Raw genomic sequence first — 24,532 nt, forward strand, 5'->3', positions numbered from 1 at the left:
GGCACGCTCCAGCCTTCGCCGCAATTGACACGCGCGCTTGGAGGTTCGAGCAGGATTATGCTGGCATGACGATCCGTCACGCGATCCGGATCAATGCTGCGGCTCATGCGATCCGCGTCCATTTTGGCAATGAGACGGGGGCGACGCCGCTCAGAGTTGTCGCGGCGTCAGTGATAAAGCGCACGCGCGGCGGGACCACGACAGCACCGGTCCCGTTGACCTTTGGTGGTCGCAGGTCCTTCACGATCCCCGCCGGAGCTCAGGGAGTTGCCGATTTCGTCGCAATGTCGTTCGATAGGTTCGACGAGGTTTTGGTATCGGTCCGGTTCGAAGACAAGGGTCCTGTCTTGCCGTCCGGGCACATTGCGGAGCGAGTCGTCGTCGCTCGCGGCGACTGGACGATGGCCAGGATCCCGCCACCCGGTGCGCGGAGCATCACTGCACCTTCGCCGGTCGAAACGGTAGAGGTCAGCCCGGTCGCCTCGCGACGCGTAATGATCGCAATTGGTGACTCGATAACCGAAGGCGCGAAATCAACCCCAGGTGCTCACCGCAGTTGGCCGGAGCAATTCGCCGAACGCATCGCGCACGAATACGCTCTTCGCGATTGGGTTGTGATAAACTCTGGTATCAGCGGGAACCGGGCGCTTCGCGATGGTGCGGGACCCAACCTCCTTGCCCGGTTGGATCGGGACGTGTTCGCCCTGCGGGGGGCGGCAAGCGTTCTGCTGCTCGAAGGCGTCAACGACATCTTTCGCGGCACTGACAAGGGGACTAGCGACAATATGGTCACCGCCTCAGATCTGATCGCAGCGTACCAGCAAGTCATTACGCGCTCGCACGCGCGGGGCCTGCGAATTATAGGAGGAACGATCCTGCCCTTTCAGGGACCGGACAAAGCCTACCCGAAAGGTGAACGCGTTCGGTTGGAGGTCAATGATTGGATTCGTCACTCCGGGGCATTCGATGAGGTCGTCGATTTCGATGCGGCGTTGCGTGATCCACATGATCCGGAAAAGATTGCCGCTACGTTCGACAGCGGAGATCACGTTCATCCCAGCGATGTCGGCTACATGAAAATGGCGAGGGTCGTGCCGCTTAGCATCCTATCGAAGTGAAGTGCCAATCAGCTTCGCGCCGTAAACCCGTACATCCTTCATGTCGGGGAACAGCCATCAATATTTATGTTGAACGACGGGGCATCGCTCCCGTAATTACACTATGTTCACTCGGCGCGGAACCCGCATGCCTGCCGGCGCTCAAATACGGTCGGCGAGTCGAGGCCCGCAGTTATGGTTTGGCCTTTGGCGATTGCGCTTATCGGTTCTCAACATTCAACGTGATGCGCTAGGGTAATCTGCTCTTCAGATGCCTTCAGCTTCGATGCACTGGACGTTAGAGCGCGGCAAGGAGATCGGAATATGACGATTCACGCCAAGGTCGATGAAACCGGCCCGGTCGATGCGGTCCAGTTCGCAGACGCAATCGCGACGCGGGACCGCCCTATCGTATTGCGGGGTCAGGCGAGTCGGTGGCCCGCCGTTGCGGCAGGGCTCCGGTCCGACGAAACCCTGGTCGATTACATGAAGGCGATGGACCGCGGACGTCCGGCCGAAGTGCTAATCGGTCCGCCGGAGATCGATGGTCGGTTCTTCTACGATGCGTCGATGCAGGCCTGCAATTTCCAAAAGCGGTTCGGCTCGCTCAGCGGACTGCTCGACAAGCTGCTGTCGCTCCGTGGAGAAAAGGAGCCCGTTGCGCTCTATGCGGGCGCTGCTGCCGCGGACGATCACCTGTCCGCCTGGATCGCAGACAATCCCCTGTCATTCGATTTGCCGGGTGCCAAGCCGCGGATATGGGTCGGCAATCGTACACACGTCGCCACGCATTTCGACGAGGCAAGCAATGTCGCGGTGGTCGTTGCGGGTCGGCGACGTTTCACGCTGTTCCCGCCCGAACAGGTTGGCAACCTCTATGTCGGCCCGTTCCACTTCACGATCGCGGGGCCGCCAGTCAGCATGGTGGATCTCGAGAAGCCGGATCTCGAACGCTATCCCAAATTCGCAGACGCCATGGGCCACGGGCTCGTTGCCGATCTCGATCCCGGCGATGCGCTCTTCATTCCGCCGATCTGGTGGCATAGCGTGAAGGCGACCGCTGCGTTCAACGTGATGGTCAATTACTGGTGGGCCGAGCCGCATGCGCTTTCGCCGATGGGCGCGCTGAGCCACGCCGTCCTCGCGATCCGCGATCTCGCGCCGGCCCAGCGCTTGGCATGGCGCCGCTGGTTCGAACATTATGTGTTCGACGACGCAGCACCCGATGCCGGCAATCACCTGCCGGCGCATGCGCTAGGCGTGCTCGCGCCGCCGTCCGAACTGCGGAATGCCCGGTTTACGGCACAAATCGCCGACGCCCTAAGTCCGCCGCCAATGCCTGCGTCGCGCAAATCCGGCTAACGCGCTCGGCGAGGGACGGCGCCGACGGGATGATCCGCCGGCGCGGTCGGCGCAACCGAAGTTGCGCCGACACGTCGCTATTGCGCCTTGCCGGTACCGACGTTTTGGGGGAATAGCGTGATGAAGCGATCCGACTGCGCGACGTTCCACCCGCGTACCGTCAGCGCGGCCGCCGCCTGACCCGAGCTTTTGGGGTAGCGGATGTCGATGCGCTTTTCCTCGCCGGGCAGTAGCGCGACGTAATTGTCGCTGTAGAATGCGGGCAGGACGCGTTTGCCCTGTGCATCGACCAGCGTCAGCTTGGCGTTCAACGCCGGAACCGCGGTTCGATTGGCCAGCGTCACCGTCACGACGTTGTCCGCGCCGTCGACCGCCTGCGTCACGACCGAGCCGGTCAGCGCGACTCTCTGCAGCGTGTTCAGCAATCGGTACGCGGCTTCGTCTTTTCCGCGCCAGTAGAAATTGTCGGCAACCGTCTTGCCCGCCCGATCGATCAGCTCGAGCTTGACCAGCAGCATCGGATTTGACGCAAACAGCCGATCGAGCGGCACCGCGGCGAGCGGCGTCGCCATGTTGGCGCCTGCGTCGACCCGGTCCTCGCGCGTGAAGAGTTGGGCGTTGTCGAGCCCGAGGACACGCGTGCGGACTCGCAATCCTGGTTGCGCCTCGCGGGTCGTATTGAGCACGACCAGTTCATTGCCCGGCAGGTTGAGCTGGACGTGAAGCGGCTCAGCGGCCTTCTTCACACCGTAGTAGGAGGCTTGGGTGTCGTAGTCCCAGCTGTAGATCTGCCACGTGTTCGACGGCCATGCCGGATGCGTCATCCACAGCAGTCGACCAGAGTTCTTGGTCCACAAATGACCGAGAAACCCTTCGTACATCGCCTTGTGCGTCTCGAGGTTCATCATCTGCGACTTGCGCTCGAAATCGGCGAAGCTGGTACCGGGCCCGAACATGGTGTCGAGCGTGGACATGAACGTCTTGGTGTCGCCGTTCCCCGCGAAATGCCAGTCATGATAGGCCAGCGTGTCGCTGAGCGGCCAGGTTTCGCTGTCGGGCATGTTGGCGCGTACGGATTCGAGCGTGGAGAGGGACGGCGTACCCGTCTCCACCGAGAAACCGGTGGCGAGGCCGGTGAAATAGCCGACCGGTGGACGATAGTTGTACGGTCCCGACCCCTGCAGGTTGACGACGTTGGAGCTGCCTGTGAACCACCGCGTGCCGTCCTCGCGCGCGATCAGGTCGTCGAGCCCTTCGTTCAGCGCGGGGTAGGGTACCCCCTCGTTGCGACCGAACCACAGGATGATCGACGGGTGATTGCGGTATCGGCGAACCACGTCGTCGGCGTTCTTCAGGAACAGCGCCGGATCGTCCGGCTCGACCTGGAAATTCTGGGTCGATTGCCAGAAATCGTTGAGAATCATCATGCCGTTCTCGTCGGCCAGATCGTAAAACTCCTCTTCGGTATTGTTGCCCATCCAGTTGCGGATGACGTTCATGTGCGCCTCCTTCTGGAGGCGAAAATAGGGAGCGAGACGGTCGCGTCCGATGCGCTTCATCGCATCGTCCATGCCCCAATTGCCGCCGCGCGCGGCGATCTGCACGCCGTTCACGCGGATCGTCAGATGCGGCTCGGGCATCGTCGCCTCGACCGGTGTCACCGCCGGGGAACGCTCGCCTTGCGGCGTCAGCGACTCGGCCCAGCCATTAGGCGACTGCTTGATGGCCTGATGGCGAACATCGATAAGGCGCTCGCCGCGCAGGCTGCCGTCGGTGAACTGGAGATTGACCCGGCGCAGCGCACCAGCCGCATCGAACAGCGACAGGTCGTAGCTGACTTCGCGAATACCGAACTTGTCGGTGCGCGTATCCGAGAGCTGGCCGTCGGCCAATGCTTCCAGCGAAAGCTGATAGAGAGCTTGCTCGCCATAGCCGTTCGGCCACCATAGTTTGGGATTGGCGACGTGGAGCTGCGCGAATTCCTTCGGGTTGAAGACGACTTTCGTCTCACCGGGCGGTGCCAGTATTGTCTTTTCGACACGGACGCCGCCAAACGCTGCGCGGACGGTGACGCTGGCGGCGGTCGCGCCTGAGTTCTCGACCGGCACGGTGATATAGACGTCGGCGCTGTCGGTACGCGGCAGGGGCAGGTCGGTAACGACATGCGGGTCGAGCAACCGGATGGTCCCATGCGCGAGCAGTTCGACCGGTCGCCACAGACCCGTGTTACGGTCGCGAATCCCCGGTATCCAGTCCCATCCCTCGGTGGCGACGAAGGTCGGTCCGTCGATGGCGAGCTGGCCCCCGTTCTCGCCGACACCGGCGCTGATCGACTGCTCGTGTGGGATGCCGGGATGCGGTGGTGGCGAAACTCGGACCGCGACGACATTCTCGCCGGCGACCGGCACGAGATCGAATTGGCCGCGGATGAACGCGCCGTGGGTGTCGCCGAGCTTGCGGCCATTTGCCCAGACGTCGGCGGCATAGTTGATGCCACCGAAGACCAACGTCAGGCGCTTGCCCGCGGCGGCTGCCGGCACCGTAAAGCTGGTGCGGTACCAATAGTCCTGACGTGCGAGGCTCTCGGGAATCTTGAGGTTGTTGAGCCCGTAATAGGGATCGGGATAGACGCCGCGGTCGACTAGCGTCGTCAAGACGGTGCCCGGCACGGTCGCCGCGCGCCACGTGCCAGTGGCAGGGCCCGGACGCGACAGGGTGGCGGCATCCTCGCGGACCTCGGGCGCCGCAGCGAGCTGCCAGCCGTTGATCAGCCAGCGGCCGTCGCCTTCGCGCGCCAGTCCCGTCGGGGGCAGGGGCATGTGCGCGACCGGTGCCGTGGTCGCGCTCACGCGGGCCTTCGGCAAGGTCCAGGCATCCTGCTGCTGGGTGAGGCCGATATTGGCCTGCTTCTGGAACGGCCAGCCGACGCCGACCTGCCAGAATTGCACGAGGTCGAAATCCGGCCGCGCTCGAATGGCGGCTGTGATCTCGCTGCCGCTCAGCGCCACGGCGCTAAACTGCGCCGCAACCAGCGATCCGCCAAAATGGCGCGGCGCTTTAGCGCCGTTCGTCACTGGTGCGACAGCAAGGCGGGCGACGACTTCGCTCGGGCGGCTCGCGACGGACGCGACGGCGCGACCATCGACGTAGAGCGTCAGTGTCCGTCCGTTCGCCACAGCGGCGACATGCGTCCACTTGCCTGCCGCCAACGCGGGGCCGCCGGTTATCCGTGTCGCTCCATCCACGGCGGTTGCACGCCCATTGGTAAGGTCGAGGCAGCGACAGGTTTGCAGCGGGTTACCAATGGCCAGCAGCAAACCGTCCGCGCCGGCCTCGCTTGGGCGAACCCAAGCGGACAGCGTCCAGGGGGCATTGGCTTGGACAGCTGCGTCGGCACCGGTCAAATCACGCTCCACCCCGGTCCCGCCTTCTAGGATGGCAACATTGTAAGGACCGGCATTCGCGATAGTCGGCCGCATGGTCGGCATCACAGCTTGGGCGGCCAGAGAGGAGGAAAATGCGGCACCGAGCAGCAGGGCGGCTGTTAGAGGCAACGATCGCATGGATAGATCTCTCCTGAGTTCCTGGCTCGGTATTCTACCGGCCGGTGGGTTCTAATGTTCGTCGTGCGAGGCTTTGGGGCGGTCAGGCGTCCCTCGTCCATAGTCGCGCAGCGCCACGCACACCGGACGCGTCGCCCCAACGCGCGGGTACCATGCGACCTTCCCATAGGTCCGAGAAAGCATAGCGACGGACGATAGCGGGAAGTTCTGCATAGATTTCGGCAACGTTCGACATGCCTCCACCCAATACGACAACTTCGGGGTCGAGCAGGTTGGCAACCATGGCCAGTACGCGTCCCAGCCGGTCGATATACGCATTCAGTGCAGCGTGGGCTGTCGGATTCCCGGCGCGAGCCTCTGCAACGATCTCGGGCGCGCTGAGCGACAGACCATGTTCTGTCCTGGCGGCTCGGGCGAAACCCGTGCCGGAAACCCAGCTTTCGATACACCCCGTCAGACCGCACCAGCATGGCGGCGGGGACAGCTCGTCGCTGCGCGGCCAGGGCAGAGGTAAGTGGCCGATTTCACCTGCGATGCCGTGGGCGCCGTCGAGACACGCACCCGAGAGTACGATGCCGCCACCGACGCCTGTACCGATCACCAGCGCGAACACGCTGCGCGCACCGGTTGCAGCGCCATCTGTAGCCTCGGACAGCGCGAGGCAGTTCGCGTCATTTACCAGCCGTACCGGTCGACCGAGAACAGCGGTGAGGTCTTTGGCGAACGATCGACCGTTCAGGTAAAGAGAGTTGCTGTTGCGCATCATGCCGGTACGTGGCGACGGCGATCCGGGGGCGCCGATGCCGACGGTACATGCCGTGCTCCCGACGATGTCGGCTGCTACGACGAGCTCGGTGATTGCAGCTACCGCGGTATCATACGTTCCGGGGTTCGGGACCCGATGCTGCCACAGTGTCTCACCGTCGGTGCCTAGCAAGACGGCTTCAATTTTTGTGCCGCCAAAATCGATCCCTAAAGCCGGCACGGTTGCTTGATGCGGCTCGATACCCCGAGCAGCAGTGATATTTCGCAAAACGATCTTCCTCTCTTTACCGGCGCGGCCGCTGCCCGGCCATCACCCCCCAAGCATGCCATTGATCGTTATAAACGCAAATTGATTTTGTTATTGACCGCATCTGTCGGACGTTTAAAGGGTGGGGTGTCGAGACAACGTTAAGTTGCGGCTGGCAGGCAGGAGAGGGTGGGGCGATGAGTCGCCGATCGGCTCGATCTTAGCATGCTAAAATGTTCGCCAGTCGCTGGCGATTTCGGGTGCTGAGGGAGACGGTCGAAATGTTGCGTGCACGTTCAAAGAATATGTTGATGGTTGCGGTCTCCGTGACGGCGCTGGTGAGCAGCGGCACCGCACTCGCCCAGCAAACGTCTACGACGCAGGGGGTGCTGCAGAACGCACCTGCCGATCAAGCCGCATCGCCGTCAGCGGCTGCTGCCGATCAGACGAGTGAAGCGCAGAACCCGACCATGCCCGCTAGCGACGCGGCTGCCGAAACGCAGGACATCGTCGTCACCGGTATTCGCGGATCGCAGCAGCGTGCGGTCAACCTCAAGCGCGATGCCGCGTCGGTCACCGACTCCATCTCGGCCGAAGACATCGGCAAGCTGCCCGATGTGACGATCTCGGACTCGCTCCAGCGTATCCCCGGTGTGCAGATCCGCCGTGATGCCGGTGAGGGCGCGGCAATCAACATTCGTGGCCTGCCGCAGGTTACGACGTTGCTCAACGGCGAGGCCTATCTTGGCGCTCAGTCGATCACGACGATTCAGCCGAACTTCAACGATATCCCGTCGCAGCTGTTTGCGGGTGCGGACGTCATCAAGTCGAGCACGGCCGATCTGCTCAACGCGGGTATCACCGGCACCGTCAATCTGCGCACGCGTCGTCCGTTCGATCTCAAGAAGGGCTTTACCGTCGCTGCCGCTGCCGAGGGCGCCTACGGCGACAAGACCAAGGAGTTCGATCCGAACCTGAACGGGCTGTTCGGCTTCCGGGGCGAGAAGTTCGGGTTCCTGGTGTCGGGCGCTTATTCGAACCTGCATCTTTCGAACTCCCACAACGGGATCCAGGAAGGCTACGGGGCCGCACTGCACAACGAGCAGATCTTCAACGAAGTCAGTAACCCGACTGGCGACGTTAATCTGACTAACGGATTCTCTCCGGCCAACCGCCCCAAGGGGACGATCGCAGGCACCGGACGCGATGTAAACGGCGACGGCGATGCAAACGATATCTTTCTTGTACCACAGGGCTTCACTGCCTGGGACAAGGTTAACCAACGCGAGCGGATTGGCATAAATGCTTCGGCTCAGTGGGAAATCAGCGACGCTCTCACTTTGAACGCCGACGCCTTCTTTACCCGCCAGAACGAGAACGATCGTACTGCAGGTATCCAGATGCAGAACGTCAACTGGCAAGCTGGCGAGTTCATTCCAGGTCAGTCCCGCGATACCGGATCAATCATAACCCAGACCGCGACCAACTCGCTAGGGCAGGCGGTGTCGCGCGATTACAATCTGAATACGACTCAAGTCTATAATTATGACTTGGGTAACTTCGATTCCTATGCACAGAATGACAAGTTCAAGTCTCAATCGCAGAACTACAACGCCGAGCTGAAGTACGACAATGGCGGCCGGTTCAAGGCAAGCCTGCGCGGCGTCTACGGCAAGGCCTATTCGAACTACGACCAGAGCTATCTGCAGTTCAGCCCATCGAACGGCGCGCAGTGGCAGCCGGGCGGGATCGGTCATTATCCGACCGGCGACGTCGCTTTCAATCCGGGCGGGTATGCGGTCAACACGATCGCCGGGTCGGCATCGTTGCCAGCGACGGTCGATTTCACCGGTAACCAGCCCGTCTTTACCTTGCCGTCGCAATTGACGACGGCGCTCGGCAATGTCGACAGCTACACGATGAAGACCACGTCTTCGGAGGGTAACTATCGCCGCAAGGGCGACCTGAAGATCATTCGCGGTGACGTTTCGTACGAGGCCAACGACAATGTCAGCCTGAGCGCCGGTGGCCGGTACAGCGAGCGCTCGGTCGACGACTTTGAGTTCGATCGGGCGGCGCCGCTTTACGCGGGGCAGGCGTCGCAGCCGGGCGGTTGCTTGGTCAAATGGAAGGCATTCGACGTGGCCCTGAGCGACAAGTCCTGCTATGCGGGTACGGGTACGTTCGATACCCCAGGCTTCAGGCCCTACACGTCGGGCGTGGTCCGCAAGGCCAGCGACCCGATCTTCAACGGCCAGGTCAAGCAGTTCAACCTGCCGGGGGCCGGGCTGCCGCCGATCTACGTGCTCGATCCCAAGGTCATGGACAACGCGCTGGCGTTCCAGAACAGCTTTTACCCTGGCAACGTCGAGATCCAGAACCCGGGCGCGTCGTTCAACGTCGGCGTGAAGCAGATCTCGGGCTACGCACAGCTCAACGTCAAGGGTGACGTGTTTGGCATTCCCGTATCCGGTAATGCTGGCCTCAAGGTCATCAATACCAAGCTCGACATCACCCAGTACGTGACCGGTTCGCCGCGACCCTATGGTGTTGCCAACACGGTTGGCGGCACAGTCGAAACCAAGCGGAGCTTCACCGACTTCCTGCCGGCGTTCAACTTGGCGTTCAACTTTGCGGACAACCTGAAGCTTCGCCTCGCCTACTCCAAGACGATGACACTGCTGGATCTCAACCAGTGGGGCGGGGGGCTGAACCCGAACTATGCCATCCAGACGGACCCGAACGGAGGCCCTCCCGTATTCCGCGTCACTGGCGGTAGCTCGAACGGCAATCCCCAACTCGATCCCTGGCGCGCCACGAACGTTGAAGGCTCGCTCGAATACTATATCGGACGCAGCAGCCTGCTGAGCGTCGGCGCCTTCTACATCGACGTCGCCAGCTTCATCCAGTCCGGCAACGTTTTCCGGACCGACCTGCCGGACAATGACGGCGTGGTTCGCAACCGGACTGTGTCGATCAGCACCCCGGTTCAGGGTGATGGCGGTACGCTCAAGGGTGTCGAAGCCGGTGCAAAGCTGTCGTTCAACGACTTCGGCTTCATTCCGACGGTTCTTTCCAACTTCGGCATTGATGCGAACATTACCTATTCGCCTTCCGATTCAGGCTCGGTCGATTTGAAGGGCGACTCGATCCCGTTCCAGGACAACTCGAAGATACAGACCAACCTCGCCGGCTTCTACCAGGACAATCACTTCCAGGCCCGCGTCGCCTGGAACTACCGATCAAAGCGTGCGGTCCAGCAGGACTTCGGCGGCATCCGAGGCCTCGAACTGTATCAGCAGCCGACGAACTACGTCGATGCATCGATCAGCTACGACTTCACGCCAAATCTGACGGTGTACGCGCAAGGGTCGAACCTGACCGGCGAGTATGAAAAATATTACCTGACCTTCCCGGATGAGAAAGCGTACAACAACATCTATGAGCGCCGGTTCATGGCGGGCGCGCGTTTCAAGTTCTGATCTGCGGGTGAGACTGTAAGCGCTCGCCATCCTGTCTGTGGGGTGGCGGGCGTTTGCGTGGTAACGCACAAGATGGGGAATTGATCGTGACCGATGGAGCAGGAGCGACGCGTAACTCAGGACCGCTGCGCTCGATCGTGATCGTCGGCGGGGGGACCGCCGGGTGGATGGCGGCAACGCTCCTCGCGCGCAAACTCGATCGTCAGTCCGTGACCATCACCGTAGTCGAATCCAGCGATATCCGCACGGTGGGGGTAGGCGAGGCGACCGTCCCCGGTATCCGGGATTTCTTTCGGGAAATCGGCGCCACCGAGCAGGAAGTCATGGTGGCTGCGCAGGGAACGGTGAAGCTCGGAATCGAGTTCGTCAACTGGAAGCGCGAGGGTGAACGATTCTTCCATCCCTTCGGCCTGTACGGAATGCGATCGCGCGGGGTGGCGTTCCATCATTACTGGCGCAAGCTGAACGCGGCTGGGCAGACTACACCGCTGTCGGATTTCTGTCTCGCAACCGCGCTTGCCGAGCGTAACCTGTTCATGCAACCGACCGACAGTCCTGTGCATGACCTGCTGTTCTTCGACTGGGCGGTACATTTTGACGCAGGCCTCTTTGCCAAGTTCCTGGCCAAAAAGGCGGGCGAATGGGGCGTGGAACATGTCGACGCCACGATCACCAATGTTCTAGTCGATCAGGCCACAGGTTTTATTGCCGGTGTCGATACACAGTGTGGCAAGACGATCGCTGGCGACCTCTTCATCGATTGCTCGGGCTTTCGATCGCTATTGCTCGGCGATGCGCTCGGCGTACCGTACGAGGATTGGACGAACCTGCTCCCGTGCGATCGGGCGGTCGCGATGCCGTGCGAACGAGCAGGACCGCTCACCCCCTATACGCGCAGCACGGCTCTGGCTGCCGGATGGCAGTGGCGGATTCCGCTCCAGCACCGGGTCGGCAACGGCTATGTCTATGCGAGCCGCCACATTTCAGATGACGAGGCCGTTGCGACCTTGAAAGGCAGGCTCGAAGGCGATGCGCTGGCCGAGCCAAACATGATCCGTTTCCGTACCGGTCGCCGGACCGCATTTTGGCAAGGGAACTGTGTCGCAGTCGGTCTCGCAGCGGGATTCATGGAGCCGCTGGAATCGACGAGCATCACGCTCATCCAGACCGGCTTGGAAAAGTTGCTCGCCTTGCTGCCTGATCGGGGTTTCGATCCCGCGCTGGCGAATGAGTATAATCGCACGACCGGCCTGGAATATGCCCGCATCCGCGACTTCCTCATCCTGCATTATTTTGCAAATGGCCGGCAGGGTCAGCCGATGTGGGATCGCTGCCGCGGCACCGCGCTGCCCGAGCAGCTGGCGCGCAAGCTGACATTGTTCAAGGCTCGTGGGCACCTCGTGCGGTATGAATGGGAATCGTTTCAGGACCCGAGTTGGCTGTCCATGTACGCCGGATTTGGCATCGATGCCGCAGCGCATGACCCGCTAGCGGATTATTTCTCCCTGTCAGACCTCGAGGCAGCGTTCGAACGGATGAAGGGTTCGATACGTGACGCCGTTGCGCTTGCCGAACCGCACGAGACGTTTCTCAAGTCCTTTGCGCCCGCAACGGCTCTTCCGGCATTCCGGGCGATGAGCCTTGCGGCGAATGGATAGGCCCTCGAATTTTAACGTTTCCGCAAAAGCGACCAGCGCCAGCGTTACCGCAGACGATCGATCTGTCAGGCTTGGGCCGAGTCTGTCAGGCACGAACCTGGAACGTGCTGGTGACTATAATCAGCGCGTCGTAATGCAGATCATTCGGCGGAATCCTGACATCACGCGAAACGAAATTGCAGCGATGACCAGCTTGGCGTCGGCGACGATCTGCAACATCGTGGCACGATTGATGGAGACGGATCTAGTAATCGAGTCCGGGCAGCGCCTGGGCGGCTTGGGACAACCTGCGATGCGCCTCCGAATCAACCCGAAAGGGGGATACGGCATTGGCCTCAGCATTGATGGCGACCATGTCACCATGGTATCGCTTGATCTGGCTGGTACGGTACGCTCTCGATCCACCCGCCGGCTCGCATTCGCGTCGCCGAATGACGTCGTACGTTTCGTTGAGGAAGGCATTGCTCGAATCAAGCGAGCCGATGCGATTGGCTTCGACCGGGTCCTTGGGATGGGTGTCGCGCTGCCCGAGCATCCGGAACGCGACGATCCATCGCATCGTTCGCCTGGGTACCAGGATTGGAGCCACGTCGACATTCGAACGATGCTGGCCTCTATCGTTCCCTGGCCGACCCATATCGACGAGAATGTCGCTGCAGCTGCCATTGGCGAAGCTCATTTCGGCGACGGACAGGATTACGCAAGCTTCTTCTACATTTTCGTCGGCGCAGAGCTCGGCGGCGGAATGGTTATCAACGGTACGTATCACCGCGGCGCGAACGTACGCAGCGGAGGACTCGGCTGCCTGCCGCTCGGTACCAATCCGACCGAGGTGTTACGGGACGTCGTGTCGTCATCGGCGTTCTCGAACCGACTACAGGCTGCAGGACTCGACGTAGCACTCTTGAATACGATGCGAGCACTCCCCGCGCAGTACGCGTCGCATGTTGCTGAGTGGCTGCAGGACGCCTCGGACTCACTCGTGCCTGCGCTGGCCGCCGTAAATTGCCTCCTCAATCCGGCCGTAGTGCTTATCGCCGGGCGGCTGCCAGTCGACATTCTGGACCGCCTTGCTGCCGCAGTGCACAGCAAGTTCGTGGCAGCTGTGCCAGACAGGGCAACGGCTGCACCGATCGCACGTGCCAGATTGTCGTACGACGCGCCCGCGATCGGCGCAGCGACCCTGCCGTTGCTCGACCGCATCCTGCCGTCTGATGCGATCCTTATAAAGCGCCGCACGTCGGCCCAAAGGCCTCTTCTCGATGCTATCTCGGTCCCCCTGAAGAACGCAGACTCATAATCTTGACCGAATGAGATTCGGCCACACCAAGATCGCTGCCGTGAAGCTCGATGTCGACAATCGACTCCTCACGCGTGCGGAGACCTTCCCCAAGCCTGGCGTACGAGATGCCGTGAAATTCTGCGGGCACGATCGGCGGTGCGTCTCCGCCGCCAATCGCGACCCTCAGGGAAGCCGCTCATGACAGAACTGTTAATGGCAACGGTCGTGGTGCTGGCCAGCGCGGTAGTCCTCGACCAGCCGGCAGCCGTACGGACGGCATGACCGAGCGGTGCGTGCGCGGTCGTCGTACTCACCTTTGACGATGCTCTGATGTCGCGACTCGACACGGTCACCCCGACATAGACCGCAACCGGGCTCAAGGCGACGTTCTTCATTCCCGGCGTGCGGCAGGCGGATGTCCCCCGTTGGCCAGCGGTGGCGGCGAGCAAGACGAGTTGGCCAACCATATAATCTATTATCTCTGTACCGCAGCTAGCTGTTAGTCCCACCAATCCGCGTTTCACCGGCGAGGCGTACACTACGTCTACCTTGATGAAGGAAATGGAGCATCAGAACGCGCTGCTGACCAGGATCGACGGTCGCGAACGTCATGCCCAAGGGATCGAACGAGCGAGAGGAAGTCGTGCTGGATGCACATCGCTCGTTGGCGAACGACTATGTCACCACCCACATCTGGCCGAGGAACTGGAGCCGGATGAAGGCGGGCGATCTGGCAAAGACCTACGAGGGAGGCGCGGCCGACGTGGGCTACTACATCGCGAGCCACGAGTGCCTTGCTCGAAACCTCGACAAGCCACTCGTCATCGAAGAGTTCGGTTGTCCGCGTGACGGCTTCGATGCGTTTGATCCGTCGATCCCGACGACGTACGAAGATCGCTTCTACGACCACGTTCATGCCGCGATCGAGGCTGATGTCGCCCCGGCGGTCCACTTGCCGGGTCGAACTTCTGGGTCTGGAACGGCGAGGCGCGGTCGCAGCATGCGGACCACCGGTTCCAGCGCGGTGACCTGGCCTGAATAGGTGATCCGCCGTACGAGCCACAGGGCTGGTACGGCGTGTTCGACAGCGATGTCGGCACGCAGGCGGCGATCCGAACGCACGCCGGTCGACTGAACGCCTAGACAGTCACGACGTCACCGTTCTAGCGCGTAGCCCAGTGCTGCCAGTGCGGCGGCGTGGGTGGGCATCGCGCGCGCCGTCGCCAGGTTGGTCGCATGCATCTGACGCAGGGTCGCCGCCAGCCGGTCTTCGTCGAGAGCGTCGACGATGGGGTCATAGCCTGTCGGCATGATGTTCTGGCCAAGCATGACCGCCACCCAGCTGGGGATCGCGAACAGCTCGTCGTCATAGCGGAAGACGCGACCCTTCTCGCGGAAGAGTGCGATCTTCGCGGCAAGGCTGTCCGGCACCGTCATCATGCCGACGTGCCGCCAGAAGGCGGAGTCGCGGCGGCGCGTCGCGTGATAGTGCAGGATGATGAAGTCGCGGATCCCACAATAGGCATTGCCCATGTGGCGATTGTATTCGTCGCGTTCCACCGAAGTGAAGCGACGATCGGGAAACAGGCCGAAGAGCTTCGAGATCCCCTCCTGGATTAGGTGGATGCTGGTTGATTCCAGCGGCTCGAGAAAGCCGCCCGCAAGGCCAAGCCCTACGACGTTCCCCTCCCACAACCGTATGCGTCGTCCGGCGGTGAAGCGCAGCCGCCGCGGTGGCGCGACGGGCGGCGCGTCGAGGTTGGCCAGCAGTAGTGCCTCAGCCTCGGCGTCGCTCGTGAACCTGCTCGCATAGACATAGCCGTTGCCGGTTCGGTGCTGTAGCGGAATACGCCATTGCCAGCCAGCCGGCCGCGCGGTCGACCGCGTGAAGGGATGGATCGGCTCGGTACGCGCCGTCGGAACGGCGATCGCGCTGTCGCAGGGTAGCCAGTGCGACCAGTCCTCGAACGGTACGTCCATCGTCCCGCCCAGCAACAGGCTGCGGAAACCCGAGCAGTCGATGAACAGGTCGCCCTGCAATGCACGACCGTCGTCGAGGCGAACGACGACGACGTGACCGGTCGTCTCATCGCGCTCGACGGTCGCGATACGTCCCTCGATCCGCACGACGCCATGTGCCTCGGCACGTTCCCGCAGGAAGGCGGCGTAACGACCGGCATCGAAATGATAGGCGTGAGCGAGACCGGACTGCGGCGATCGCGGATCGGAAGCGGGCGGGGCATAGCGATCATGCGCAGCGGCGACACCGGACATGGCATAGTCCTCAATCCCCCCGATCCCATCGCGACCGCGCAGCTTTAGCCAGATCTGGTGGAAGTTCAGCCCTTCGAACGGGCGACCATGCGTGCCGAACGGATGGAAGTATCGATCGTCACCCGTATCCCATCCGACGAACTCGATCCCCAGCTTGAAGGTACCACCGGTGGCACGCAAAAAGTCGGCCTCGCTGATGCCCAAAAGGCGGTTGAAGGCCAGAATCGGCGGAATCGTCGCCTCGCCGACGCCTACCGTTCCGATCGCATCGGATTCGACGAGCGTGATCGTCCGCTGACCGTCGTCGAGAAACCGTGCGGCGGCGGCTGCCATCATCCATCCCGCGGTACCACCACCGACGATGACCACGCGCCTGACGGGACCGGCGGTCATCGGCGCACCGCCAGGCGCGCATTCGACGCCGCCGCTGTGGGGAGACGATCGACCGCCGTCCGCAGCGCCACGGCTGCCGCTTCGAGCGACGCCCGCGTTTCTACCGGATCGACCGCCGCAGCGACCGGATCGCGACGCCTAGGCCGGATTCCCTGCCCGAGCAGCACGGCGCGCCAGGCATCGGCGCTGACAATCTCGTCGTCATGGTGCGGCAGCGTGCCGCGCTGTGCGAACTGCGCGAGCGTGCCTATGAGCGCTGGCGGCAGACCATCACGGTCCGGTGCCGGCTGAACGCCGTCGCGGTCCGGCATGGTCCAGTAGAACGCGGCGAGAAAATCGCGCATGCGATCAGCGCAAGCAGCAGCGCGGCGGTTGTATTCGGCGATCAACAATGGCTCCATCGAACGATTCGGCAAGAGATCGAGGGCGAGGTCGAGCTGTGCCAGCGCCAGCGTGAAACCACCGCGGCCCAGTGGTCCCGGTTGCACACTGGCATCGCCCAGCGTCAAGATGTTGTTCGTCCATCCCCGTCTGCGTCGGCCCGGTTCAAAGACAATCGGATGCGTCTCGTGGTCTTCGGCCGCTGTTAGCCGGAGGACATGAGCCTTGTCGGTGGTCGCTGCTAGATAGCCAACTGCATGGACCAGGCCTCGCGGATCGGACCAGCGAACAGACCAGCCTGCGTTGATCTTGCCATACGCATCGATCGGCGACGTGGCTGGGTCTGGCATACGATGAAGGAGAAGCCTGTCGCACGGCAGCGCGCCGGTCCATTCGACCCGCACCTCCTCGGTCCGGCCGGCTACAGCCCAACCATTCTCGATCGCCAGCCGCGCATTGGGTCCAGTGGCGTCGATGAACAGGTCCGCCGTCATCCGTCTACCGTCGGTGAGATAGATGGCGCGAATACTGCCGTCGTCGCCCCGATCCACTTCAGCGATCGCTGCTCTCGTTATGCGGACTCCGGCATCGTGCGCGGCGACGGCAAGGGTATCGCCGAACGCGACCTGATCGAAGGCCAAGCCATGTTCGACCCCGTCGGGAACCGTCGTCGCTCGGCTGTCGGCGAGCACCGCAGACGGGAACAAGGCGTGGAAGGGAAGCGGCGTGCCAGCACGGACTGCGTCCAGCCAACGCTGATGCAAGGCGCCGGGACCGGGAACGGGTATCGGCGGCCCGTTGACGGTCGACCAGGAACGGCCGTCAAGACTCCAGTCGTCGAACCGCCATGCGAGTGAGGGAATCGCGCTGCCAGTGGCGATCATCGTCCGGTCGTCGATCCCAAGGCGCTCGAGGATCGGCAGCACGGCGTGCCACGCCGTCGGCATGGTATCGGCGAACGCCGCGGCCTCGATCGGCATCGTCACCAGCGTCACCGTCGAGCGCGGCAGCGCGCGGGCGAAGGCGATCGCCGCCGCCAGCGCCGTCACGCCGCCACCGAAGACGGCGATGGAACGCAGCCCGGTTCCATCGCTCATGCCGTTGCCCTCTGCAGGTAGGCCGCATGATCAGGCATAGCTGCGACCCGATCGTCGATCGAACGGCGCAGCGTTTCCAGCGCGCGATCGAGCGTAACACCATCGGGAAGATCGGCACGCTGATCCCAGCCTTCGGGAACGATGCCCTGGCCCAGCAGAACGGCCACCCAGCTCGGCTCGAGAAAAAGGCCAAACCCATATCGCGGCACGTGCGCCGAGCGCCGCCACAAGGCGATCCTATCGGCCAGAGTGTCAGGTATCGGCATCGTCCGCATGTGGTTCCAGAAGGGCGAGTCGCTCCTTGTCGTCGCGTGATAGTGCAGGATCAGGAAGTCACGGATGCGGTCGTAGTCCGCATCGACCGCAGCGTTGAATCCGTCGCGATCCATAGCCTCGATGACGCGTTCGGGGAACCGCTCGATCAACTGCGTGATCGCCATCTGCACCAGATGGATGCTGGTGGACTCGAGGGGTTCGAGAAAGCCCGAGGCCAGCCCGATCGCAACAACGTTGCCAACCCAACTACGCCGACGGCGGCCAGCGCTGAAGCGCAGAAGCCGCGGCTCTGCCAATGGCGGCGTATCCAGCGTCGCTAGCAACGCATCCCGTGCGCCCTCATCGTCCAGAAAGCGGCTCGCAAAGACATAGCCGTTGCCGATGCGGTGGCGCAGCGGAATGCGCCACCGCCATCCTGCGGGCATCGCGGTCGCCTGCGTGAACGGTTCGATTGAGCCGTCCGAGCTTGTGCTGGGCACCGCGACGGCGCGATCGCAAGGCAGCCAATGCGACCAGTCCTCCCAAGGTTCGCCCATCGTACCGCCAAGGATTAACGACCGGAAGCCCGAGCAATCAATGAACAGATCGCCTCCCACGCGACGTCCGTCGGCGAGCACTAACGCCGCGACATCGCCGACTTCGTTGCGTTCGACGGTCGTGACGATCCCTTCGGTTCGCCTGGCGCCACGCGTCTGAGCCCACGCGCTCATGAAGGGCGCAAAGCGTGTGGCATCGAATTGATAGGCATACCCGTAGCTGTTCGCTGGATCGTCCGCATCGCCTTGCGGATGGGCAAACCGGCGGTGCTCCGCTGCCCGCACGCCTAGGCAGTAATCTCCGATCGGGAATGCGGCAGTCCGGCTCGACGGCGATGCGGCAGACCAACGTTGGTGCCGCAGCCAGTAATGGTGGAACTCGACACCTCCCAGCGGCCGTCCGAACGTCCCGAAGGGATGCACGTAGCGATCACCAAGCCTAGCGAAGTCGTGGAATTCGATGCCCAGTTTGTAGGTCGCGTGCGTAGCCGCCATGAACTCGGCTTCAACGATGCCCAGCGTCTTCAGGAAGGCACGCAGGTGCGGCAGAGTTGCCTCGCCCACCCCGACGACACCGATCTCCGCCGACTCGACGAGCTCGACCTTGCACGCCGATCCGATGAGCCCGACCAGCGCGGCCGCGGTCATCCAGCCCGCCGTGCCGCCACCCAGCACGACAATCCGGATCGGCTCGACATGAGTGCATGCCATCGTCGCGCTGCTGTCATGATGTTGCAATCTTGCCACCTCGCCGATTAATTATTTCAACTTGCGATATTTCGCTTGAGGCGGACTTAGCGCTTCAGTAGCGAAGAGCCCAGACGTTGTTGAATAGTCAAGATCCAGACCCTCCAAGTAGGAGGGCGGACGGGAAGAGGGGACTGAGGGGTAATGTTGAGCTTTGCAGCACGTGCGGTCGAGGGCCGTCGTATCCAACATCTGGCGCTGACCGCGTCAGTCATCGCGCTAACCTGCGCTTCGCAAGCGGCATGGGCGCAGTCGACCACCGGCACGAGCGAAAGCGATGCTGCGGTTGCGCAGCAGGCGACCGTCGGCCAGTCTGCAGCTGGCAGCGGCCTCAAGAAGCCCGTCTCGGGCTCGACCAATATCTCCGTCCAGGGCCAGGCCGATCAGTCGTCGGTGACGCCAGCCGATATCAGCACCCCGGCCGCGACCGCGGAAGGCGAGGGCAACGACATCGTCGTGACCGGCATCCGACAATCGCTGGCCAATGCGCAGGCGCTCAAGCGCAACGCCGATACCGTCGTCGACGCGATCACCGCAGAGGACATTGGCGCGCTGCCCGATCGATCGATCAATGAAGCACTGCAGCGCGTACCGGGCGTGGCGATTACGAGGTTTGCATCCGCCGCAGACGCGCAACATTTCTCCGTGGAGGGATCAAGCGTCCAGATCCGCGGTCTGACCTATTCGCGTGGCGAATTCAACGGCCGCGACGCCTTCGCGGTGAGCGCGGGGCGCGAAATCGGCTACAACGACGTTCCCGCCGAGCTCGCCGGATCGATCGAGGTGTTCAAGAACCTGACCGCCGACATGATCGAAGGCGGCATTTCGGGCACCGTGAGCATCAACACGCGCAAGCCGTTCGACAGCAAGGATACGCTGATCTACTTGGCGGGTGGAACGAGCTATGGCGATCTCGCTGAGCGATCCGCGCCGTCGCTCGTCGGCCTGTTCAGCAAGCAGTGGGACACGAGCGGGGGTAGTCGCTTCGGGTTTCTAGTCGGCGGCAGCTATTTTCAACAGTACAGCCGTGCTGACTCAATCTTCACCTCGGGCTTCCTTCCGCGCTTCAACGCGCCGTCCGACGGGGTCGACGGCTATGCAGTAAACGGAGATTTCCAGGGATCGCAGTACGACGGCGTAACCTGCGACGGCAACAATCCCAACGAAGGCCGCATCATCAATGCGGGACAGCCCTATGCGATTCGCATCTGCGACAGTTTCCAGACGCCTCCTGGTGTCGACACCGTCTATACCCCGAGCGGCGGCGGCATTCGATCCCAGCGTTTCAACACCCGCCGCAACAGCATCACAGCGTCCGGCCAGTTCGAGAGCGCCGATCGGAGCTTCCTCGCGACGGCGCAGTATCTACGTGCGGAGTCACGCACGTCTTGGATCGATCGCTCGATCGAATCGTCGGTCTACTACAACGATATCGGACAGACATTCCCGCTGGCTGGCTCCAACTACACGTTCGACGATGACGGCGTGTTCACCAGTGGAACCATCTCTCGGCTTAACAACCGCCAGGCGCATAACGTACCGGCGAGCCAGGCCTGCGTCATCCCAAACGACGGTTCTCCATACACCAGCACCTATTGCGACTATAGCCAGTTCGTGAACCCGAACGGCAACAACACGTATGTGACAAACCGATTTAACGATACCCGGACGAAGACACAGGACTTTGCGCTCAATCTGAAGTGGTCGCCCGCTGACCGTCTTCATATCAACTTTGACGGTCAGTATACCGAGGCCAAGTCACGTAGCATCGACGACATCGTCGATGGCTATACCTTCTCAAACCTGTCGTTGGACCTGACCGGCAAGACACCGCAGATCGCGTTCGTGACGCCGGGATTTGACTCGTCGACCTATTTCGCTGCCCCGAACAATGTGTTCTTTAACGATTCCTACAACAATCGCGCGATCAACGACGGTCATGAATACGCATTTCGCGGCGACATCCAGTACGACATGTCGGAAGACAGCTTCCTGCGCGGTGTACGCGCTGGTGGCCGCTGGTCGAAGCGCTCGCAGACTGTGCGGACCAACGACTACAACAACTGGGGCTCGTTGTCGGCAACATGGACGGATGAAGGACCGGTCCCCTTGGGCGCTTCGCCGGAAAGCACGGAGGCGGCCAGCTTCCCGAACTTCTTCCGCGGCGGCTCTTCGGTTCCGCCGGCCTTATTCCTATCCGATGCCGTCATCACCAACCATGACGCGTTGACTGCGCTTCTGCGCAGCGTCCGCGACCCGCTCAACGGTTTCAGCTACACGCCGATCGAGGATCGTGGTGGCGCGGTCGTCAACGGTCGAACGACACAGAACCCCAACCTAATTAACGGCTATTTCTTCTCGAACGAGATCTACGACAATTCCGAAGAGACGCGTGCTGCATACGTCCGCGCCGACTTCGGACACGATTTCGGAAGCTCGGGAATGCGTCTCGTTGGCAACATCGGTCTCCGGTACATCAACACGAAGGACATCGCCGCCGGCGCGGTCAATTTCCCGCAGACCTCACAGGTACTACCGTCGGGTTTCGGCAGCTTCGCGGCGTATTGCGCGCAGCAGACCGGTCCGCGCGACGACGGCACGCTTCCGAATGCGTCGCAGATTCCGGCACTATGTCGACCTGGGGTCACCGCCGGACAACAAGGCGCTGCGGTCGCATTCGCGAACGGGCAGTCCGTCGCGCAGAACGCTGTGAACAAGTTCGACAACTGGTTGCCGAGTCTGAACCTCCGCCTGGACATCACACCGAAGTTCCTGGTTCGCTTCGCGGGCTCTAAGGCGATCACGCGGCCAAATTTCGGCGACCTTCGAAATTTCGTATCCTTGAACTTTAACGGCTCGAACGGCGTGTTCGAGGCTCGGGCGGCGAACCCTTATCTCAAACCCATCAAGGCCGATCAGTTCGACTTTACGGCGGAATGGTATTTCGCAAAGGTCGGACAGCTGACGGGTACGCTCTTTTACAAGAAGCTGACCGACGTCATCGTCAACAACAGTGGATTCGTTCGCACGTTCGCAAACAACGGGTCGAGCTACGACCTGGCGCTGACGGGACCGGCGAACGCCGAAGGTTCTACCGACGTCAAGGGTGCGGAAGTCTCGTATCAGCAGACCTACGAGTTCCTGCCGGGCGCCCTGAGCGGCCTGGGCATGCAGGCGACCTACACGTACATCGACGCCGGTACCGTTCAGACCTCACCGCCGGCCTTCAGGGCCTCCAGTGATCCCACCCCGTTCGAGGGCGACGGGAATCAACCTCCGACCGACATCACGGGTCTGTACAACAACCTGCCGTTGGCACTGCTGTCGAAGCACAACTTTAACGTCGCAGGTTTCTACGACAAGTACGGCATCTACGCGCGCGTCGCATATAGCTGGAGGTCCAAGTTCCTGCTGAACAACCGTGACGAACTATTCCCGTTCCTTCCCGTATACAGTGAACCTACCGGGCAGGTCGACGCGTCGCTGTTCTACACTGTGAACAAGAACTTCAAGATCGGTATCCAAGGTAACAACATTCTGGACGCAACCACCAAGACCCGGTTCCTGTTGAACGCAGATGGGCTGACCGCACCACGGACGGCATTCAAGAGCGACCGGCAGTTCCAATTCAGTGTGCGCCTGACCTACTGATGCGTGCGGCATGGGCGATCCGTCGGTGGATCGCCCATGCCGCTACATTGCTTGGCGTCGTGGATGCCGCTGCATCGTCGGACGGCAGACGTCGCAAGAGGATGGCGTGATCGTCGACACACAGCGATCTGCCCGGTATTGCAGCAGATGACCGAGGACGAAAGCGATGGTACTGATGGCGATGGACGTTCTAGCGGGCGCCAACCGTGTCGAGGAGGTCCAGCACGTGACCCCCGAACGTTTCGAGAATGAGATCGTGCCCGCCTACCGCCCGGTGGTGCTGCGCGATTTTGTTGCGGATTGGCCAGCCGTAGCCGCCTCGTCACACGGGCCGCGGGCTACCGCGGATTACATCCGGCGTTTCGATGGCGGGCGCCCCGCCAAGGTGTTCGCCGCTTCGCCGCATGTCGCCGGTCGGTTCTTCTACAGTGACGACCACAGCGGCTACAATTTCAGGAATGCGCAGGTCATGCTGCCATTGCTGCTCGATGCCCTCGTGGCCGAAGCCGGCAATCCGAAAGCGCCCTCGCTGTACGCCGGATCTGCCTCCGCACCGGATAACTATCCCGGCTGGGCGGAAGCCAACCCGCTGCCGTTCGCACTGCCCGATGCGACGCCGCGCCTGTGGATCGGCAATGCGAGCCGCGCGTCGACGCACTATGACGGTTCGCACAACATCGCTGCCGTCGTCGCAGGGGCGAGACGTTTCGCGCTGTTCCCCCCGGACCAGACGGCGAACCTGTACGTCGGACCGTTGGAGAACACGATCGCGGGTCAACCCACCAGCATGGTCGACATCGAGGCGCCCGACCTCGATCGCTACCCCCGCTTCGCGGAGGCGATGGAGACGATGGTCGTGGCCGAACTGGAACCGGGAGACGCGCTGTTCATTCCCGCGTTCTGGTGGCACGACGTGAAGGCCAGCGGTCCGCTGAACGTGCTGGTTAACTACTGGTGGGGGCAGCCGGAGGTATCTCCTTTCGGCGCTCTGATGCACGCCGTCCTGGCCGTTCGGGACCTGCCGCCTGCTGAACGCGCCGCGGTTCGCAGCTGGTTCGATCATTACGTGTTCGACGAAGGTGCGTCCCATGTCGCTGACCATCTGACGGCGTCGGCGCGCGGCGTGCTGGGTCCACCGTCGCCGCAACGTACACGCTCGATACGCGGCTTCCTGAAGCGCATGCTGGACGACGGCTAGCGCGACGGCGTCACGCGTTCGAATGGCCCAAACCGGCAATAGGGGAAGCCGCCGCCGCCGCCCGATCGCGCTGCGACGGCATCGATCAGTCGGAACCGGTCGCCACCGCAGATTCTGCGGCCTTGCTGTTCCTCCAGGACGAGCAGGTACGTACGGTCGAGTTCGGCCAGATGCGCACACGACGGACCGATCCGACTGCGATAGGTCTTCCCCCCCGTCAGCGTGAAGTCGATCGCGTCAGGGACCTGCGCGTGTCGCGAAACGATCCGCTCGCCATCGATGCACGTAGTGGCAGGCGGCTGATTTTGGCGCGCAGAGCCCGGAGCGGCAATCGCCAGGAGGATGGCGCCGAACACGATCTTTCTGTTCATGGATGTACGCTTGGAGAAGTCATCAAAGCGTTCTGACGATCGCTCTGCGCTTTCCCGTCAGGAAGCGGGGAGACCCGTACGACCCGCGAATGCCGACTGATCACCAAGACGTTCTTGGTGAGGAGCTTCCCGGCCGTGCCGATCTCCCTGTC

General features: G+C 62.2%; 14 protein-coding genes. 8 read left to right on the forward strand and 6 right to left on the reverse strand.

The annotated features are described in order from the left end of the window. Nucleotides 1-65 precede the first annotated feature (65 nt). A complete protein-coding gene (locus O6Y00_RS00070; protein ID WP_353440642.1) occupies nt 66-1,118 on the forward strand; it encodes an SGNH/GDSL hydrolase family protein in 1,053 nt (350 codons plus the stop codon). 303 nt (nt 1,119-1,421) lie between these two features. Continuing rightward, nucleotides 1,422-2,459 (forward strand): cupin-like domain-containing protein, encoded by a 1,038-nt coding sequence (locus O6Y00_RS00075; RefSeq protein ID WP_353440643.1) that lies wholly within the window; start codon nt 1,422-1,424, stop codon nt 2,457-2,459. 77 nt (nt 2,460-2,536) lie between these two features. On the opposite strand, the gene O6Y00_RS00080 is transcribed toward O6Y00_RS00075, so the two are convergent. Both O6Y00_RS00080 and O6Y00_RS00085 read right to left on the reverse strand, forming a co-directional pair. Continuing rightward, nucleotides 2,537-5,863: a glycosyl hydrolase 2 galactose-binding domain-containing protein gene (locus O6Y00_RS00080; RefSeq protein WP_353440644.1), complete on the reverse strand. Its 3,327-nt coding sequence runs from the start codon at nt 5,861-5,863 to the stop codon at nt 2,537-2,539. Nucleotides 5,864-6,104: 241 nt separating this feature from the next. Next, a complete protein-coding gene (locus tag O6Y00_RS00085; protein WP_353440645.1) occupies nt 6,105-7,055 on the reverse strand; it encodes an ROK family protein in 951 nt (316 codons plus the stop codon). Nucleotides 7,056-7,345: 290 nt separating this feature from the next. Here O6Y00_RS00085 and O6Y00_RS00090 point away from each other — a divergent pair, with 290 nt between their 5' ends. The 4 genes from O6Y00_RS00090 (at nt 7,346) to O6Y00_RS00105 (ending at nt 14,498) form a co-directional block, all read left to right on the forward strand. Next, nucleotides 7,346-10,516 carry a TonB-dependent receptor gene (locus tag O6Y00_RS00090; protein ID WP_353440646.1) on the forward strand — a complete coding sequence of 1,057 codons (3,171 nt, stop codon included), beginning with the start codon at nt 7,346-7,348 and terminating at the stop codon, nt 10,514-10,516. A gap of 167 nt (nt 10,517-10,683) precedes the next feature. Continuing rightward, entirely contained in the window at nt 10,684-12,174 is a 1,491-nt protein-coding gene (locus tag O6Y00_RS00095; protein WP_353441374.1) for a tryptophan halogenase family protein, read from the forward strand. Then, the gene (locus tag O6Y00_RS00100; protein WP_353440647.1) at nt 12,167-13,474 is read left to right on the forward strand and encodes an ROK family transcriptional regulator; all 1,308 of its coding nucleotides are present in this window, start codon (nt 12,167-12,169) and stop codon (nt 13,472-13,474) included. The genes O6Y00_RS00095 and O6Y00_RS00100 overlap by 8 nt, the downstream gene beginning before the upstream one ends. Before the next feature lie 592 nt (nt 13,475-14,066). Further along, nucleotides 14,067-14,498: a hypothetical protein gene (locus tag O6Y00_RS00105; RefSeq protein ID WP_353440648.1), complete on the forward strand. Its 432-nt coding sequence runs from the start codon at nt 14,067-14,069 to the stop codon at nt 14,496-14,498. Between the two features lie 113 nt (nt 14,499-14,611). On the opposite strand, the gene O6Y00_RS00110 is transcribed toward O6Y00_RS00105, so the two are convergent. Genes O6Y00_RS00110 through O6Y00_RS00120 form a run of 3 tightly spaced genes read right to left on the reverse strand, consistent with a single transcriptional unit; the run spans nt 14,612 to nt 19,124 of the window. Then, the gene (locus O6Y00_RS00110) at nt 14,612-16,123 is read right to left on the reverse strand and encodes a tryptophan halogenase family protein (RefSeq protein WP_353440649.1); all 1,512 of its coding nucleotides are present in this window, start codon (nt 16,121-16,123) and stop codon (nt 14,612-14,614) included. Next, nucleotides 16,120-17,601 carry a tryptophan 7-halogenase gene (locus tag O6Y00_RS00115; protein WP_353440650.1) on the reverse strand — a complete coding sequence of 494 codons (1,482 nt, stop codon included), beginning with the start codon at nt 17,599-17,601 and terminating at the stop codon, nt 16,120-16,122. Before O6Y00_RS00115 ends, O6Y00_RS00110 begins: the two co-directional genes overlap by 4 nt. Continuing rightward, a complete protein-coding gene (locus O6Y00_RS00120) occupies nt 17,598-19,124 on the reverse strand; it encodes a tryptophan halogenase family protein (protein WP_353440651.1) in 1,527 nt (508 codons plus the stop codon). Before O6Y00_RS00120 ends, O6Y00_RS00115 begins: the two co-directional genes overlap by 4 nt. 183 nt (nt 19,125-19,307) lie before the next feature. On the opposite strand from O6Y00_RS00120, the gene O6Y00_RS00125 reads away from it, so the two are divergent. Both O6Y00_RS00125 and O6Y00_RS00130 read left to right on the forward strand, forming a co-directional pair. After that, a complete protein-coding gene (locus tag O6Y00_RS00125) occupies nt 19,308-22,811 on the forward strand; it encodes a TonB-dependent receptor (protein ID WP_353440652.1) in 3,504 nt (1,167 codons plus the stop codon). A gap of 166 nt (nt 22,812-22,977) precedes the next feature. Further along, nucleotides 22,978-24,009, forward strand: a complete 1,032-nt coding sequence (locus O6Y00_RS00130; protein WP_353440653.1) for a cupin-like domain-containing protein — start codon at nt 22,978-22,980, stop codon at nt 24,007-24,009. On the opposite strand, the gene O6Y00_RS00135 is transcribed toward O6Y00_RS00130, so the two are convergent. After that, nucleotides 24,006-24,380: a hypothetical protein gene (locus O6Y00_RS00135; protein ID WP_353440654.1), complete on the reverse strand. Its 375-nt coding sequence runs from the start codon at nt 24,378-24,380 to the stop codon at nt 24,006-24,008. The genes O6Y00_RS00130 and O6Y00_RS00135 overlap by 4 nt on opposite strands. Nucleotides 24,381-24,532 lie beyond the last annotated feature (152 nt).

The sequence above is a fragment of the Sphingomonas faeni genome (genome assembly GCF_040407565.1).
Lineage (GTDB): Bacteria > Pseudomonadota > Alphaproteobacteria > Sphingomonadales > Sphingomonadaceae > Sphingomonas > Sphingomonas faeni_F.